The 15,043-nt window shown below is 70.3% G+C and carries 15 protein-coding genes; 7 read left to right on the forward strand and 8 right to left on the reverse strand.

The window, feature by feature from the left end; translation table 11 throughout:
• Window positions 1-16 precede the first annotated feature (16 nt).
• The 4 genes from AB0H88_RS17115 to AB0H88_RS17130 are packed head-to-tail and all read left to right on the forward strand — an operon-like array spanning window position 17 to window position 4,554.
• The gene (locus AB0H88_RS17115) at window positions 17-1,162 is read left to right on the forward strand and encodes an ABC transporter substrate-binding protein (RefSeq protein WP_357645335.1); all 1,146 of its coding nucleotides are present in this window, start codon (window positions 17-19) and stop codon (window positions 1,160-1,162) included.
• A 7-nt stretch (window positions 1,163-1,169) separates the two neighbouring features.
• Window positions 1,170-2,039, forward strand: a complete 870-nt coding sequence (locus AB0H88_RS17120; protein WP_225292901.1) for a branched-chain amino acid ABC transporter permease — start codon at window positions 1,170-1,172, stop codon at window positions 2,037-2,039.
• Window positions 2,036-3,856 (forward strand): branched-chain amino acid ABC transporter ATP-binding protein/permease, encoded by a 1,821-nt coding sequence (locus AB0H88_RS17125; protein ID WP_357645337.1) that lies wholly within the window; start codon window positions 2,036-2,038, stop codon window positions 3,854-3,856. The genes AB0H88_RS17120 and AB0H88_RS17125 overlap by 4 nt, the downstream gene beginning before the upstream one ends.
• Window positions 3,853-4,554, forward strand: coding sequence for an ABC transporter ATP-binding protein (locus AB0H88_RS17130; RefSeq protein ID WP_357645339.1), 702 nt, complete (start codon window positions 3,853-3,855; stop codon window positions 4,552-4,554). Before AB0H88_RS17125 ends, AB0H88_RS17130 begins: the two co-directional genes overlap by 4 nt.
• 70 nt (window positions 4,555-4,624) lie before the next feature.
• Here the strand turns inward: AB0H88_RS17130 and AB0H88_RS17135 are convergent, their stop codons facing one another.
• The 6 genes from AB0H88_RS17135 to AB0H88_RS17160 all read right to left on the reverse strand — a co-directional run bounded on the left by AB0H88_RS17135 (window position 4,625) and on the right by AB0H88_RS17160 (window position 11,639).
• A complete protein-coding gene (locus AB0H88_RS17135; protein ID WP_357645341.1) occupies window positions 4,625-5,473 on the reverse strand; it encodes an N-acyl homoserine lactonase family protein in 849 nt (282 codons plus the stop codon).
• 50 nt (window positions 5,474-5,523) lie between these two features.
• Window positions 5,524-6,861 carry an MFS transporter gene (locus AB0H88_RS17140; RefSeq protein ID WP_357645343.1) on the reverse strand — a complete coding sequence of 446 codons (1,338 nt, stop codon included), beginning with the start codon at window positions 6,859-6,861 and terminating at the stop codon, window positions 5,524-5,526.
• Window positions 6,862-6,987: 126 nt separating this feature from the next.
• On the reverse strand, window positions 6,988-7,653 hold the full coding sequence (locus AB0H88_RS17145) for a TetR/AcrR family transcriptional regulator (protein WP_357645345.1): 666 nt from the start codon (window positions 7,651-7,653) through the stop codon (window positions 6,988-6,990).
• Entirely contained in the window at window positions 7,619-9,610 is a 1,992-nt protein-coding gene (locus tag AB0H88_RS17150; protein WP_357645347.1) for a TIM barrel protein, read from the reverse strand. Before AB0H88_RS17150 ends, AB0H88_RS17145 begins: the two co-directional genes overlap by 35 nt.
• 15 nt (window positions 9,611-9,625) lie before the next feature.
• Window positions 9,626-10,480 (reverse strand): shikimate dehydrogenase, encoded by an 855-nt coding sequence (locus AB0H88_RS17155; protein WP_357645349.1) that lies wholly within the window; start codon window positions 10,478-10,480, stop codon window positions 9,626-9,628.
• 196 nt (window positions 10,481-10,676) lie between these two features.
• Complete coding sequence (locus tag AB0H88_RS17160; RefSeq protein WP_357645351.1) at window positions 10,677-11,639, reverse strand: GNAT family N-acetyltransferase; 963 nt, start codon at window positions 11,637-11,639, stop codon at window positions 10,677-10,679.
• 68 nt (window positions 11,640-11,707) lie between these two features.
• On the opposite strand from AB0H88_RS17160, the gene AB0H88_RS17165 reads away from it, so the two are divergent.
• Complete coding sequence (locus AB0H88_RS17165) at window positions 11,708-12,028, forward strand: STAS domain-containing protein (RefSeq protein ID WP_225292910.1); 321 nt, start codon at window positions 11,708-11,710, stop codon at window positions 12,026-12,028.
• Here AB0H88_RS17165 and AB0H88_RS17170 read toward each other — a convergent pair.
• A complete protein-coding gene (locus AB0H88_RS17170; protein WP_357645353.1) occupies window positions 12,009-13,580 on the reverse strand; it encodes an MDR family MFS transporter in 1,572 nt (523 codons plus the stop codon). The two genes, AB0H88_RS17165 and AB0H88_RS17170, sit on opposite strands and share 20 nt — an antisense overlap.
• 110 nt (window positions 13,581-13,690) lie before the next feature.
• On the opposite strand from AB0H88_RS17170, the gene AB0H88_RS17175 reads away from it, so the two are divergent.
• Window positions 13,691-14,236, forward strand: coding sequence for a helix-turn-helix domain-containing protein (locus AB0H88_RS17175; protein ID WP_357645355.1), 546 nt, complete (start codon window positions 13,691-13,693; stop codon window positions 14,234-14,236).
• 68 nt (window positions 14,237-14,304) lie between these two features.
• A complete protein-coding gene (locus AB0H88_RS17180; protein WP_357645356.1) occupies window positions 14,305-14,739 on the forward strand; it encodes an ATP-binding protein in 435 nt (144 codons plus the stop codon).
• Between the two features lie 29 nt (window positions 14,740-14,768).
• Here AB0H88_RS17180 and AB0H88_RS17185 read toward each other — a convergent pair whose 3' ends face one another.
• Window positions 14,769-15,002: a hypothetical protein gene (locus AB0H88_RS17185; protein ID WP_357645360.1), complete on the reverse strand. Its 234-nt coding sequence runs from the start codon at window positions 15,000-15,002 to the stop codon at window positions 14,769-14,771.
• Between the last annotated feature and the right edge of the window lie 41 nt (window positions 15,003-15,043).

Genomic DNA, 15,043 nt, shown 5'->3' on the forward strand with positions numbered 1-15,043 from the left:
CCAAACGAGGTGAACCGTGTTTCCCGCGAGATTCCCCATCGCCGCCGTATCGCTCATCGTCACGCTGACCGCCTGCTCCGCGCCGGGACAGCAGTCCGGCAAGCAGGCCGACGCCACCGGACCCATCAAGGTCGCCAACATCAACGCGCAGAGCGGCCAGCTCAGTTCGCTCGGCAAATGGGAGAGCAAGGGCGTCAAACTGGCCGTCGACGAGGCCAACAAGGCCGGCGGCGTGGGCGGGCGGCAGATCCAGCTCGACCTGTTCGACGACCAGGGCGACCCCACGGTCGGCACGAACCTGGCCAGGAAGATCGCCGGTGCGGGCTACGTCGCCATGCTCGGCACCGCCGAGAGCGCCGTCACCCTGGCCATGGCGCCCATTCTCAAGGACGCCGGGATCCCGAACATCACCTCGGGACAGTCGCCCAAGCTCGCCGCGCTCAAGAGCCCGTTCCTGTTCCTCAACGCGCCGACCAGCGTGACCTACGACGAGACCCTGGCCAAGTACCTGGTCGATGACAAGGGGCACAAGAAGATCGCACTGATCAGCAACAACGGCACGTACGGCGCGGGCGAGCACGACGCGTTCCTGTCCGCGCTCAAGTCCAGGAACCTCACCCCCATCGCCGACGAGGCCGTCACCCCCGACCAGAAGGACTTCAGCGCCGCCCTCACCGCCATCCGGCAGAAAAATCCGGACGTACTGTTCGTCGGCGCCGAGGAGGTCGAGTCCGGGCTGATCGCCAAGCAGGCCCGCGAGCTGGGGCTGAAGGCGGTCCTGGCGGGTGGCGCCCCCATGGGCACCGACGTGTACGTGACCACCGCGGGCGCGGACAACGCCGAGGGCTCGATCATCAGCTCGCCCTACCTCAGCAACGACGCGAGCCAGGCGAGCAAGACCTTCTCGGCCGCCTATCAGGCCGCGTTCGGCGAGGCCGCCGAACTGCACGGCGCCAAGGCCTACGACGGGGCCAAGATCCTCATCGAGGCACTCAAGCAGACCAAGGGCGCCGGCGGCCGGCCGCTGGCCGACGCGATCCGCGCGGTCAAGTACGACGGCCTGCTCGGCGACTTCGCCTACGACGACTCCGGGGTGGGCATCCACGCGACCCAGATCGGCCTCATCAAGGCCGGGAAGATCGTCGCCGAGTCGGCCGGCTAGGAGCACCGTGCAGGTCTTTCTGCAGACCCTCATCGGCGGCGTCACGTTCGGCGCGGTGTACGCGCTGGTCGCCATGGGCTTCTCGATCGTCTACCGCACCATGGGCCTGGTGAACTTCGCCCACGGCAACGTGGTGATGATCGGCGCCTACGCCGCCTCCAACCTGTACATGTTCGCCAAGCTGCCCTTCCCCGTCGCGGTCGCGGTGGCGATCGCGGTGACCGCGCTGATCGGCCTGGTCATCGAGCGGGTGCTGCGCCCGCTGGAGAACAAGGACTTCGACCTGATGCTGATCGGCACGATCGGCTTCGGCACCGTGCTGGAGGCCGGGGCGATCCGCGTGTTCGGCGCCACCGGCCACGCCGTGCCGTCGCCGGTGGCGACCGCGCCGCTGGACGTCGCCGGGATCAAGATCCCGACCTACAGCCTGCTGGTCATCGCCGTGGCGGCCGCGGCCACGGTCCTGCTGGGGCTGTTCCTGCAGCGCACCAAGCGCGGCGCGGCCATGCAGGCGGTCGCGATGGACCACGAGGCGGCCACCGCCGTCGGCATCCACGTCGGCCGCAGCAACGCCATGGCCTTCGCCATCGGCGCGGGCCTGGCGGCGCTGGCCGGCGGGCTCATCGGGCCGATGCTCTACGTCAACCCCACGATGGGCGGCTCCCTGGGCATCAAGGGCTTCGCCGCCGCGATCTTCGGCGGCTTCGGCAGCATGCGGGGCGCGATCGCCGGCGGCATGGCGTTCGGGCTGCTCGACTCCTTCGCGGCCGGCCATTTCCAGGAGTACTCGGAGCTGGTGACGTTCCTGGTCTTCGCCGCCATCGTGATGGTCCGCCCCACCGGCATCTTCGGAGAGACGACGGTGAACCGAGCGTGAAACGGCTGATCCCTCTCATCGCCGCCGCCGTGGCGGCCTGGCTGCTGCCGTACGGGCTGGGCGGCTACGCCATCCACGTCGTCGACGTGGCGATCATCTTCGCGGTCCTCGGCATCGGCCTCGGGCTGGCCATGGGCGTGGCCGGGCAGATCAACCTGGCGCAGATCGCCTTCTTCGGCGTCGGCGCCTACGCCGTCGCCATCCTCACCACCCGGGCCGGGCTCGGCTTCTGGACCGCCGCCGCGCTGGCCCTGGTGGCCGCCGTCCTGGTCGGGCTGCTGGTGGGCCTGCCCGCGCTGCGGATGCAGTCGCACTATCTGGGCATCGTCACACTCGGGCTGGCGCTGGCCTTCGTCAACTGGATCACCAACGCGACCGTCGCCGGGCGGGCCGAGGGCATCAGCGACATCCCGGTGCCGCCGCTGTTCGGGGTGGACCTGGCCAGCGAGTACCTCTTCTACTACGTAGAGCTGGTGGTGTTCGCGCTCGCGCTGGCGTTCGCGCTGTTCGTGACCCACTCGCCGCTCGGCCGCCGACTGCGCGCCATGCGCGACGACGACCTGGCCGCCGGCGCGCTCGGCGCGGAGATCCCGCTGCTGCGCATGACCGCCTTCGTGCTGTCCGGCCTGTACGGCGGCATCGCCGGTGTCCTGTACGCCGGGCTCATCCGCTTCGTGGCGCCGGAGACGTTCAGCATCGCCAACATGTTCCTCCTGCTGGCCATGGTGATCATCGGCGGCAGGCGGAGCATCCTCGGTTGCGTCGTCGGGGCGGTGGCGCTGTCGCTGGTCAGGGAGGCGCTGCTGGACGTGTCGGCCTACGCCCAGCTCGGGTACGGCAGCGTGGTCGTCCTCGTGGTGGTCTTCGCCCCCACCGGGCTGGCCGGGCTGCCCGCCCGGCTCCGGCGCCGCCGGGCCGCCGGGGCGAGAGCCGCACTGGGCCCCTTCCAGCCGTACGACCGGGCCGACGAGCAGGTGGGCGCGGACCTGCTGGAGGTCGACGGGGTGAGCATGCGGTTCAAGGGTCTGACCGCGCTCGACCAGGTGTCGCTCACGATCTCGGCCGGCGAGATCCGCGGCGTCGTGGGGCCCAACGGGTCGGGCAAGACGACGCTGTTCAACGTCGTGAGCGGCTTCTACACGCCGACGTCCGGGCGGGTCCTGTTCCGGGGGCGGGAGGTCACCGGCGCGGCTCCGTACCGGCTGTCGCTGCTGGGGGTGGCCCGCACGTTCCAGAACCTGCGGCTGTTCGGCGACCTCACCGTCCGGGAGAACATCCTGGTCGGCCTGGATCGCACGCGGACGCGCCGGGTCTGGCGATACCTCGTGCTTCCCTGGAGCGTGCTCGGATTCGAACGGGCGCTTCGGGTGCGGGCCGATGCGCTGATCGACCGGTTCGGGCTGCGGGACTTCGCCGACGCCGCGCCGCGCGCCCTGCCGTACGGGATCCAGCGGCGGATCGAGATGGCCCGCGCGATGGCGATGGCGCCCGCGCTGCTGCTGCTCGACGAGCCGGCGGCCGGGCTCAACGGCGAGGAGGTGCGGCAGCTCGCCGAGATCGTCCGCTCGATCAGGGACTCCGGCGTGACGGTCGTGGTGATCGAGCACAACATGGGCCTGGTCATGTCGCTGTGCGACCGGGTCACCGTGCTGTCCGGCGGGAAGGTCATCGCCGACGGCGCGCCCGCGGACGTCGCCGTCCAGCCCGACGTGGTCGCGGCCTACCTGGGCGACTCGATGTCCGCACCGTCCCGGACCGCCGCCGAGACCGCCGCCGGGTCCGACCCGGAATCCGCCGCTGAGGAGGCCACCAGATGAGCACGCTGATCGTCGAAGGACTGTCGGTGAGCTACGGCGGGGTGCGGGCCGCCCGCGACGTGAGCTTCACGGTGGAGCCCGGACAGTCGCTGGGCATCATCGGCGCCAACGGGGCGGGCAAGACCTCCACGCTCAAGGCCGTCATGGGCCTGGCGCCCCGGCAGGCCAGGCGCATCGCCTTCGGCGCGCACGACCTGCTGCGCGCGCCCGCGCACACCCTGGTCCGCCACGGCATCGGTTACGTCCCCGAGGGACGGCACGTGTTCGCGGGGCTCTCCGTGGAGAAGAACCTGCTGCTGGGCGCCTACACCGGCGACTGGAAGCGGACGCCGATCGGCGAGGTCTACGACCTGTTCCCGGTCCTGGGCGAGATGCGGCAGCGCCTGGCCGGGGCGCTGTCCGGGGGTCAGCAGCAGATGCTGGCGATCGGCCGCGCGCTCATGTGCCGGCCCCGGGTGATGTTGCTCGACGAGCCGTCGATGGGACTGTCGCCGATCCTGGTCGAGGAGATCGTGACCGGGCTGAAAAGGCTGAACGCCGACGGGCTGAGCATCCTGCTGGTCGAGCAGAACGCCAAGCTCACCTTCGATGTCACCTCCGCCTGCCTGGTCATGGAGAACGGGGAGATCGCGGCCACCGGCACCTCGGCCGCCCTGCGGGTCGATCCCCAGGTCCGGCGCATCTACCTCGGCCTGTGAGCCCCGCAGGGGCTCCCGCCGATGCTCCCGCAGGCCCGCCGCCGATGCTCCCCTGGGGCTCTCTCGGGTGCTACGGGGCGATCACGGCGACCCGGCCGCTCAGGGCGCCGGTGAGTGGCGGGAAGCGGGTGAGCACCTCGGGGTCGTGACCGGCCACCACCAGGTGCGGGCCGTCGGCGAGCTCGTTGATCCGGTCGAAGGCCCCGTACATGCCGGTCATGCTGTGCAGGATCGGGAACGGCCGGTCGTCCTCGATGTTCTCGAAGAAGTGGCTCGCGTCCGATGCGATCACCACATGGCCGCGCGCGGTCCGGATCCGTACCACCTGCATGCCCGCCGTGTGCCCGCCGACCAGGTGGACACTCAGCCCGGGGACCACCTCGGCGTCGCCGTCGAGCAGATCCATCCGCCCCTCCTTCTCCGCCGCCCGCAGTCGCGCCACGTCGTCCTCGTCCATCAGCCAGCGCTCCCTGGCGACGCGCCGGGCCCAGGGGCCGGTCCAGTAGTCGAGCTCGGCCCGCTGCAGGACGTACCGGGCGGCGCCGAAGTCGCTGGCCGTGCCGGTGTGGTCGTAGTGCAGGTGGGTGAGCACCACGTGGCCGACCGCGTCGGCGCGTACGCCCAGCTCGGCCATCGTCTCGGCGGGCGCGGCCAGGTAGTCGAGGCCGTCGATCCGCGCGGCGCGGGCGCGGCTGATGCCGGTGTCGACGACGACGGTATGCCGGTCGGAGACGGCCAGCCAGGTGTAGTACGCCGTCGGGTGCGGTTCTTCCGCCCGCCCGTCGTGGCCGTGGAAGTGCTCACCGCGCAGGGCGTCGCGCCGCGCGTACTGGATGGCGTAGACGCGGAACTCGCCGCTACCCGCGCGGTGCTCGTCGCTCGCATCGTGCCCGCCACCCACGTCGCGCGCACCGCTCACGCCACGCCCACCGCTCACGCCACGCCCACCGCTCACGCCACGCTCGCCGCTCACGTCGCCCTGGCCGTCGCGGCCGGTGCGGGGGTGGCGGACTTGAGGCCGAGCTGGTCGGTGGGGATCCGGTAGGTCTCTCGCGCGGTGGCCACGGCCGCCACGTTGATCAGGCACAGCGCCGCGGTGAGCAGTGAGACGCCCAGCCAGCTGTCCCGGCCGGTACCGGCCACCGCCGTGGCGAGCGTGGGCGCGAACCCGGCGATGGCGAACCCGATCTGCGTGCCGATCGCCATCCCGGACAGCCGTACCCGGGTGCTGAACATCTCGCCGTAGAACGACGGCCAGACCCCGCTGGTCGCGCTGTGCACGACACCGAACATCAGGATCCCCACCACGAAGATCAGCGGATAGCCGCCGGCCGAGATCGCCCAGAGGTAGGCGAAGATCAGCGCCGCGCACCCCAGCGAGCCGCCGATGAACACCGGCTTGCGCCCCACCCGGTCCGACAGCTTCCCCCACAGCGGGATCGTGATCACCGCCGCGACATTGGCCAGCACGCCGACCCACAGTATCGGCGCGCGGTCCAGCCCCACCGTGTTGACCGCGTACGACAGCGCGTGCACGGTGAAGATCGTGCTCACCGACGCGATCACCGCGGCCACGATCACCCGCAGGACGTCGGCCCCGTGCTCGCGGAACAGCACGACCAGCGGCAGCTTGGCGACGCCGTTCTCGGCGACCTCCCGCTCGAAGGCGGGCGTCTCCTCCAGCGTGCGCCGGATCACGAACCCGACGGCCGCCACCACGATGCTCAGCCAGAACGGCACCCGCCAGCCCCAGCTCAGCAACTGCTCCTCGGGCAGCGCCGCGATCGGCAGGAAGATCGCGGTCGCGATGATCTGCCCGGCCTGGGTGCCGTTGAGGGTGAAGCTGGTGTAGTAGGCGCGGCGGCCCTCCGGGGCGTGTTCGAGCGTCATGGAGTTCGCGCCCGCCTGCTCACCCGAGACGGAGAACCCCTGCATCAGCCGCAGCACCACCAGCAGCACCGGGGCCAGCACCCCGACCTGGTCGTAGGTGGGCAGGCAGCCGACCAGGAACGTCGACAGCCCCATCAGCACCAGCGTGGAGACCAGCACCTTCTTGCGCCCGAACTTGTCCCCCACGTGCCCGAGCACGAACGCGCCGACGGGCCTGGCCAGGTAGCCGACGCCGAACGTGGCCAGGGCGAGCAGCGTCCCGGTGCCCGGGGCGGACGAAGGGAAGAAGACCTTGCCGAAGACCAGGGCGGCGGCGGTGCCGTAGATGAAGAAGTCGTAGTACTCCAGGGCGCTGCCGATCCAGGCGGCGATCGCGGCCTTGCGCGGCTTTCCCTGGGGAGTGGGGATGTCGGTCACGGGGCTCCTCCCGGGTGAGAATAGCCCCGAAACTAACTCACTGGTTCGTACATTACAAGGGTGTGAACAAACCCTCGCCCGAGCGGCCGAGATCGGGTGCGGCCGTCCGGCCGCAGGTGGGCGGCACTACGCGGGGGCGCCGGCGCCCCGCAGGTAGGCGACGGTCAGCTCACCCACCATCGTGCGCAGCCTGGCACGGTGCTCCGGCGCGGTCATGTCGCGGCCGAACAGCGCCCCGAACGTGTGCTGGTTGGCGACCCGGAAAAAACAGAACGCGCTGATCATCATGTGCACGTCGATGGCATCGGCCTCGGTGACGAAGTCGCCTGACTCCTGCCCCGCGTCGAGGATGCGGGAGATGATGTCGAGCACGGGCGCGCCCAGATTGGCCAGCAGCTCGGACTTGCGGATGTGCTCGGCCTCGTGGATGTTCTCGATGCCGACCAGTTTGATGAAGTCGCGGTGCGCGTCGTGGTGGTCGAACGTCAGCTCCGCCAGTGTACGGATGGCCTCCACCGGCGCCAGATGCGCCACGTCGACGGTCTGCTCGGCGGCCCGCACCTCGGTGTACGCCTTCTCCAGGACCGCGATGTAGAGCTGCTCCTTGCCGCCGAAATAGTAGTAGATCATGCGCTTGGTGGTGCGCGTCCGCTCGGCGATCTCGTCCACCCTGGCCCCGGCGTATCCGTGGCGCGCGAACTCCCGCTGCGCCACCTGGAGGATCTCCGCCCTGGTCCGGTCGGCGTCACGCTGACGTTCACCGGCGGCGCGAGCGAGTGGCTGCGAGGTCATGGGGCTCCACGGTCGGGCCGGCAGGGGTCGCGTTAATCCTAGATGACCGTTGTCCCCACCGCTGGGCCCCGGCGTGCTGGGCGGCCAGGCGGACGGGCGCGTTGGCGGCGCCGTACCCCTGGTAGCCGCCGACGCGCTGGACGAGCTCGAAGAACACCCGCCCGGCCGTGATCGTGTACAGGTGGAGGAACTCCCCGTGCTCGTCCCTGTCGTACAGCAGGCCGAGCTCCCGCAGCTCGGGTGGCACGTCGTGGCGGGCGGCCAGATCGTCGTAGTAGTTGGCGGGGACGGCGAGCAGCAGGCCGGGGTGTAGGGCGCGCAGCCTGCGGGCGGTGGCCACGATGTCGTCGCAGGCCAGGGCGATGTGCTGCCAGGGGATGTGCTGGGCGCCGACCTGGTTGATGTTGAGCACCATCCGTACGGCGCCGTCCCCGGTGGACATCGCCTTGCTGCGCAGCAGGCCGTAGGGGTCGGGGACCTCCAGACTCTCCTGGGGGCGCAGACCGAGGACGGTGCGGTAGAACAGCGCGGCCTCGTCGAAGTGGTGCCTGGGCTGGGTGAGCGCCACGTGGTCGATGTGGGTGATGCCCCCGGCCGCCGGTTCACCCTCCGCGCGGGGCTCGAAGTCGTCGGTCCAGCTGGAATGGTCAGGATGCCCGGTGCGGCAGAAGAAGAGCTCGGTCCCGTCCGGTGCGGCGATCGCGTCCAGCCTGGCGTCCCGAGGGGCGCGGTGGCGGGGCAGGACCGGCGCCAGCAGCGACTCGGCGCGCCGCACGGAACCAGCGGGGTCCGGGCTCTCCAGCCCGATCGCCGCGAGCGCGGGTCCCTCGCCGGTGGCGTTGAGCAGGATCCGGGCCTCTCCCTGCTCCCACAGTTCGACCGGCTTGTGGGCATGCGTCCCGGTGCGGACGAACCCGAGCGCCGCCAGCAGCCCGCTCAGCTCGTACGCGTGGCCGGACGGCCCACCCGACTCCCCCGGTCCGGGCAAGTCGGGTGGAGGGACGGACAGCTCGGCGAACGCGAAGCCGGACGGGATGACCGGAGGCGGGATGACCGGAGGCGGGATGACCGGAGCCAGGCTGACCGGAGCCAGGCTGACCGGAGCCAGGCTGACCGAGGGCGGGATCGGCGGGGTCGCGCCGCGCCGCAAAGCGGTGGCCTCCTCCAGGGCGATGAGCGACCGCATGGCGTCCAGGGCCGTCCGGCCGGCGTCGGCCTGCCGGAAGCCGTCGTTGAACACCTCCAGCGACAGCGGCCCGGCGTACCCGGCGTCCAGCACGTGATTCACCAGTCCCGCCAGGTCGAAGGTCCCCTGGCCGGGGAAGCACCGGTAGTGCCTGCTCCACTGCAGCACGTCCATCGCCAGCAGCGGCGCGTCGGCCAGCTGGAGGAAGAACACCCGCTCGCCCGGGATCGCCTCGATGCCGATCGGGTCGGAGCCGCGCGACAGGATGTGGAAGCTGTCGAGGCAGGTGCCGAGGTTCGGGTGGCCGGCCATGCGTACGATCCGCCAGGCGTGCAGGTATTCGTTGACGTGCCGGCCCCAGGCCAGCGCCTCGTAGGCGATCCTGATGCCGTGCCCGGCGGCGCGTTCGGCGAGCAGGCGCAGCTGCTCGGCGGCCAGCTCGTCGTCGTCGACCGCGTCGGGCGACACGCTGGAGCAGACCAGCAGCAGGGTGGCGCCGAGGCGTTCCATCAGCTCGAACTTGCGCTCGGCCCGGCGCAGGTTGCGGGCCAGTACGTCGCCGGGCACCGCCTCGAAGTCGCGGAACGGCTGGTACAGGTCGATGCCGAGGCCCAGATCCCCGGCCCGGCCCCGCACCTCCTCCGGGCTCAGCGGAGAGACGAGGAGGTCGTTCTCGAAGATCTCCACGCCGTCGAAGCCCGCGGCGGAGATGGCGGTCAGCTTCTCCGCCAGCGTCCCGCTGACCGAGACGGTGGCGATGGACTTACGCATGGGGAGACCTCCCGGTCAGGCGTCGATCAGGTCGGTGAGGTGCGTGAGCATCCGTTCGGCGTCGGGCTCGCGGCCCGTGAACAGGCGGAAGGCATGCGCGGCCTGGAAGACCACCATGCCGCCGCCGTGCATGGTCCGGCAGCCGAGCGCCCCGGCCCTGCGCAGCAGCTCGGTCTCCAGGGGCCGGTAGACGATGTCGGCCACCCACAGCTCCGGCCGCAGCAGCTCGGCGGGGAGCGGCAGCCCGGGGTGCTGCGCCATCCCGGTGGGGGTCGCGTGCACCAGCCCGTCCGCCGTCGCGAGCAGCCCGCCCAGCTCGGCCTGGGCCGCGGTGCGGATCCGGGCCGGCCCGAAGCGGCCGGCCAGGTCGGCGGCGAGCGCGGCCGCCCGGCTTTCGGCGGCGTCGACCAGCACGACCTGATCGGCGCCGAGGGTCAGCAGGGCGTGCGCCACCGCGGCGCCCGCCCCGCCCGCGCCCAGCTGCACCACCTGCCGGGTCGGCGCGTCGGGCAGCCCCCGGGCGAAGGACTCCGCGAATCCGGTCCAGTCGGTGTTGTGCCCCACGGCCCGCCGCCCCTCGAACACGACGGTGTTGACCGCGCCGAGCATCGCCGCGTCCGCCGACAGCTCGTCCAGGAAGGGGATCACGGTCTGCTTGCACGGGTGGGTGATGTTGAGGCCGTCGTACCCGAGCCGACGCGCCGTACGGACCAGCTCTCCCACGGCGTCGGCCCTCAGGCCCAGCTCGCCGAGGTCGAGCAGCCGGTAGACATAGCGCACGCCGTGCGCGTCGGCTTCGCGCTCGTGCAGCGCGGGGCTGAACGACGGGCCGATCCCCGCGCCGATCAGGCCGATCAGATAGGAGCTCATCCGCTCTCACTCTCCTCCAGTCCCATCAAATGTACGAACTAGTACGTTCGTACGCTAGACCGGAAGGAGCACCACCCGAGAGCCGACCGTCATACGGCCCCCACGGGCGGGCTCGCGCGTGGGCCGGATCAGCCGGCTGGGGCGGGCCGGATCAGGCTGTTTAAGTGGGCCGGACCAGGCGCTCGGGTGGACCGGATCACGAGGTGCGGGTGGGCCGGATCAGGCGGCGCCAGACGTCGATCACCAGGACCGGTCGCATGCCCGCCGACAGGTAGAGGTCGAGCGCGGGCGAGGTGTTGTTGGAGTCGACGTGCAGCAGCGTCCCCCGCCGCCCGCGCGCCGCGTCGGCGGCGAAGGCGTGCCGCAGCAGAAAGCGGCCCAGCCCCTTCCCCCGATGCTCGGGCAGGACGGCCAGCGTGGCGACATAGCCGCAGTCCTCGTCCGGCACGAACTGGTTGTTGCCGATCACCACCGCCGCCGGCCGCCCATCGATCCTGGCGACGGCGAGCTGGGTCCAGTCGGTGACGCTCTGCGCCTGCCTGCGCTCGAGCCAGTGCTCGTAGTCGACCTTGATGAAGCCGAAGTGGTCGGCGAAGGCCTCCTGGTAGATCTGGTGCGCCTGCCTGCGGACGGCGTCCGTCTCCCCGCTGTGGAGGGTCAGCCCGGGGATCGGGGCGGGCGGCTCGACCGGGCCCTCGTGGTCGACGCGCATCCGGTGGAAGCTGGTGCCGGGCTCGAAGCCGTGCTCCTTGGCCAGCGCCTGCCTGGCGGTGTCGGCCCGGTAGATGCCGATGTCGACCGTGGCGACGTCGTGGCCCCGCTCCAGCGCCAGCTCTGCGGCGCGGTCGAGGACGAGACGCCAGAGCTGGTCCGTGAGCCCCTCGACGCCGGGGCGTATGAGGACCTCCATGTCGATCATGTCACTGTCGCCCTTGGCGAATGCCCAGGCCCAGCCGACCAGCGTGCCGTCGGCGTCGTGGACGAGCCAGCCGTCGGTGTCGAGGTCGAAGTCCGGCTCCGCCAGCTCGTCGGCGATGTCGGCCGGTGTGGCGTCGGGAACGCCGATGACGGCGAGGTCGCAGGCCGCGACGAGCTCGTGGATGGCGGGGGCGTCCGCCGCCCGCGGGCGACTGAACTGATGGGCACCGGAGGGCTTCATAGCGGCGATTTTCCCGAACTCGGGCGCCCCACGCCTCTCATTATCCGCGCTGTGGATAAGCTGAGACGGTGCTCGACAAGACGCCGCTGCGCATCGATGTCGCCACGCTGGACGGAATGACGATCCGGCTGGCGCTGAGCGGCGACCTTGATTTCGACACCGCCGCCGATCTGACAGGACTGACGTTCGACGCCGGTTATCGCCGGCTTGACGTTGATCTGTCGGAGCTGGCCTTCATCGACTCCTCCGGCCTGGCCGCTCTCGTACGCCTCCAGCGGCAGGTCGAGGGCGCCGACGCCGAGTTGCGCGTGGTGGCGTTGACGCCCTATCTGCGGAACCTGATGCGGATGACCGGGCTCGACAAGCTGTTCAGCCTGCCGCCGGGCTGACCGCCTCCTGCTGGGCGGCATCGGCCGGCGGGCCCCCGCGCAGCGGGATCTCCTTGATGAAGACCGCCAGCACCGGCACGGCCACGGCGAACAGGATGGCCCACCAGAAGACGCCGGAGATCGACGCGGCGAGTGACTCCAGCAGGCCGGTGCGCAGCTGCGGCGGCATCTGGCCGAGCGCCGCCGGGTCCAGCCGGCCGCCGCCCTTGGCGATCTTGTCCGCCGCCTGCGGGCCGAACCGGCCGGTCAGCTCGGACAGGAGGTGGTTGTTGAAGATGGCGCCGAACATCGAGACGCCGAACGAGCCGCCGATCGAGCGGAAGAACGTGGCGGCGCTGCTGGAGACGCCGAGGTCCTTCTGCTCGACGCTGTTCTGCGCGATGAGCATCGTGGTCTGCATGAGGAAGCCCATGCCGAGGCCGAGTACGGCGATGTAGAGGCCCGTCCGCCAGCTGGGCGTGGCGACGTCCATGGTCGACAGCAGCCACATGGCCACGGCCATGCCGACGCCGCCGATCACCGGGTAGATCTTGTACCTGCCCGTGGCGGTGATGGCCCGGCCGACGAACAGCGAGACCACCATGGCCGAGCCCATCATCGGCAGCAACAGCAGGCCCGAGTTGGTGGCCGAGGCGCCCTGAACGGTCTGCTGGAACAGCGGCAGGAAGTTGATGGCACCGAACATGGCGAAGCCGAGCAGGAACCCGATGCCCGAGATCAGGGCGAAGTTGCGGTTGCGGAACAGCTGGAGCGGCATGATCGGCTCGGCCGCCCTGCCTTCGGCGAAGATGAACAGCGCCAGCGAGACCCCGGCGATCGCGACCAGGGTGAGGATCTGCCAGGAGCCCCAGCCGTACTGGTTGCCGCCCCAGGTGGTGATGAGGACCATCGCGGTGATGCTGACCGACAGCAGGATCGCGCCCAGCCAGTCGATCCGTACCCGGTTGTGCAGCTTGGGCAGCTTCAGCCGCAGCGCCAGCACGACCAGGGCGATGGCGCCGACCGGCAGGTTCACGTAGAAGGCCCAGCGCCAGTCGAGGTTGTCGGTGATGAAACCGCCCACCAGCGGGCCCGCGATCATGGCCAGCGACATGACGCCCGCCATGATGCCCTGGTACTGGCCGCGCTCGCGGGGCGGCACCAGGTCGCCGATGATGGCCATCACGTTGACCATGAGGCCGCCCGCGCCCAGACCCTGCAGCGCGCGGAAGCCGATCAGCTCGGCCATGCCGCCGTCGGGGCCGCCGAGCAGGGAGGAGCCCGCCATTCCGCAGAGCATGGAACCGACCATGAAGATCACGATCGAGATCATGAAGATGGACTTACGGCCGTACAGGTCGCCGATCTTCCCCCAGATGGGCGTGGAGACCGTCGTACCGAGAATGTAGGCTGTGACGACCCACGACAGATGGGTCAGTCCCCCGAGTTCGCCGACGATGCGCGGCATCGCCGTACCCACGATCATGTTGTCGAGCATGGCCAGGGCCATCGCGAGCATCAGCCCGGGCAGGACCACCATGACTTCACGCCGCCGTGCGACCGCTTCCGCCATACACACCCCCACTGGACGTCCTTGCTTACCGGCCGACCGGCAAGCATAGAATAAGCTAGAAACCTTACTTGCCGACGGTCAAGTCGAATCAAGTCGAAATAAGGTGCACATTGCGGGAAGACACGCGGAGCCGGATCCAGGAGATCGCGCTCAAGCTCTTCATCGAGCAGGGTTACGAGGCGACCTCGCTGCGAGAGATCGCGGAGGAGCTCGGCGTGACGAAGGCGGCGCTCTACTACCACTTCAAGACCAAGGAAGACATCGTCGCCAGCCTGGCCGACCTGCGGGTGGCGGACATGGAGGAGCTCCTGGCCTGGTTCAGGAGCCGGTCGAACACGCCGGAGACACGCCGCGAGCTGCTCCTGCGCTACGCCGACAAGCTGACGAACCGGCGCTACCTCGAGATCGCCCGCTTCATGGAGCGCAACCAGACGGCGCTGCGCGATCACCCGAAGATCCATCGGATGCGCGAGGTGATGCTGGAGCTGACCTCAGAGATCAACGATCCCGGCGACCCGCTGGCCGTGCGCATCAGCCGCTCGATGGCGCTGTTCACGCTGCACGCGGGCAAGTGGATGGCGCAGGACGAGAAGCTGACCGAAGAGGAGATCAGCGAGGCCGCGCTGGAGGTCGCGCTCCGGCTCATGGAACCGTAGGGACGATTGGGGCGGGGCTGAATGGGCAGAGGCCACTGACGCGTCCGATGGACTACGGAGGAGGTGCGGTGGAGGCCACGATAGCGCTCCGGCTGCCCAGAGATGCGGCCAGCGTCCCCCTGATCAGGCAGATGTTCGACGGCACACTGAGGTCATTGGGGGTGGAGCCGCAGATCCGCGACGACATCGAGCTCATGCTCACCGAGGCGTGCTCCAACGTCGTCAGGCACGCGGGCCCCAGCGACGAGTACGTGGTGAGCGCGGGGATCTACGACAAGCTCTGCGTCATCAGAGTGATCGACACGGGCGGGGGCTTCGAACCACCGCCCAACAACGGCGAGGCGGCGCCCAACGCCGAGTCCGGCCGGGGGATCCAGATCATGCGGGCGCTGGCCGACGACATCCGCTTCACCAACCGGCACGAGGACGGGTCGGTGGTGTGCCTGGAGAAGCGCCTGCGCTTCGCGCCGGGCGCGGCCGGGCCGCACTTCATCGCCAACTGAAGCGGGCTTCCGAAGCACGGCCCCCACGCTCAGGCGGACGGTCCTACCTGCTCACCCCTTGTCCCCAATCGTGTTCTCCCCAACGTCCCCCGGAACGGTGCCTGGAGCCCTCCCATGACCGGCCGTACCTCGGGCTTGCGGGCCGTCGATCGCGCCATCAGCGCGAGCGCGAGCAGGACGGCCACGGAGATGAGGAAGACGGCCAGGAACGCCAGAATGAGGACGATCACCAGCGAGGCGATCGTGCTGAGCACTGCCAACATCAGCCGGAGATGCCCCGAGAACCGGCACTTATGCGCGAGAT

It is taken from the genome of Nonomuraea sp. NPDC050680 (assembly GCF_040654555.1).
In the GTDB taxonomy this organism is placed as follows: domain Bacteria; phylum Actinomycetota; class Actinomycetes; order Streptosporangiales; family Streptosporangiaceae; genus Nonomuraea.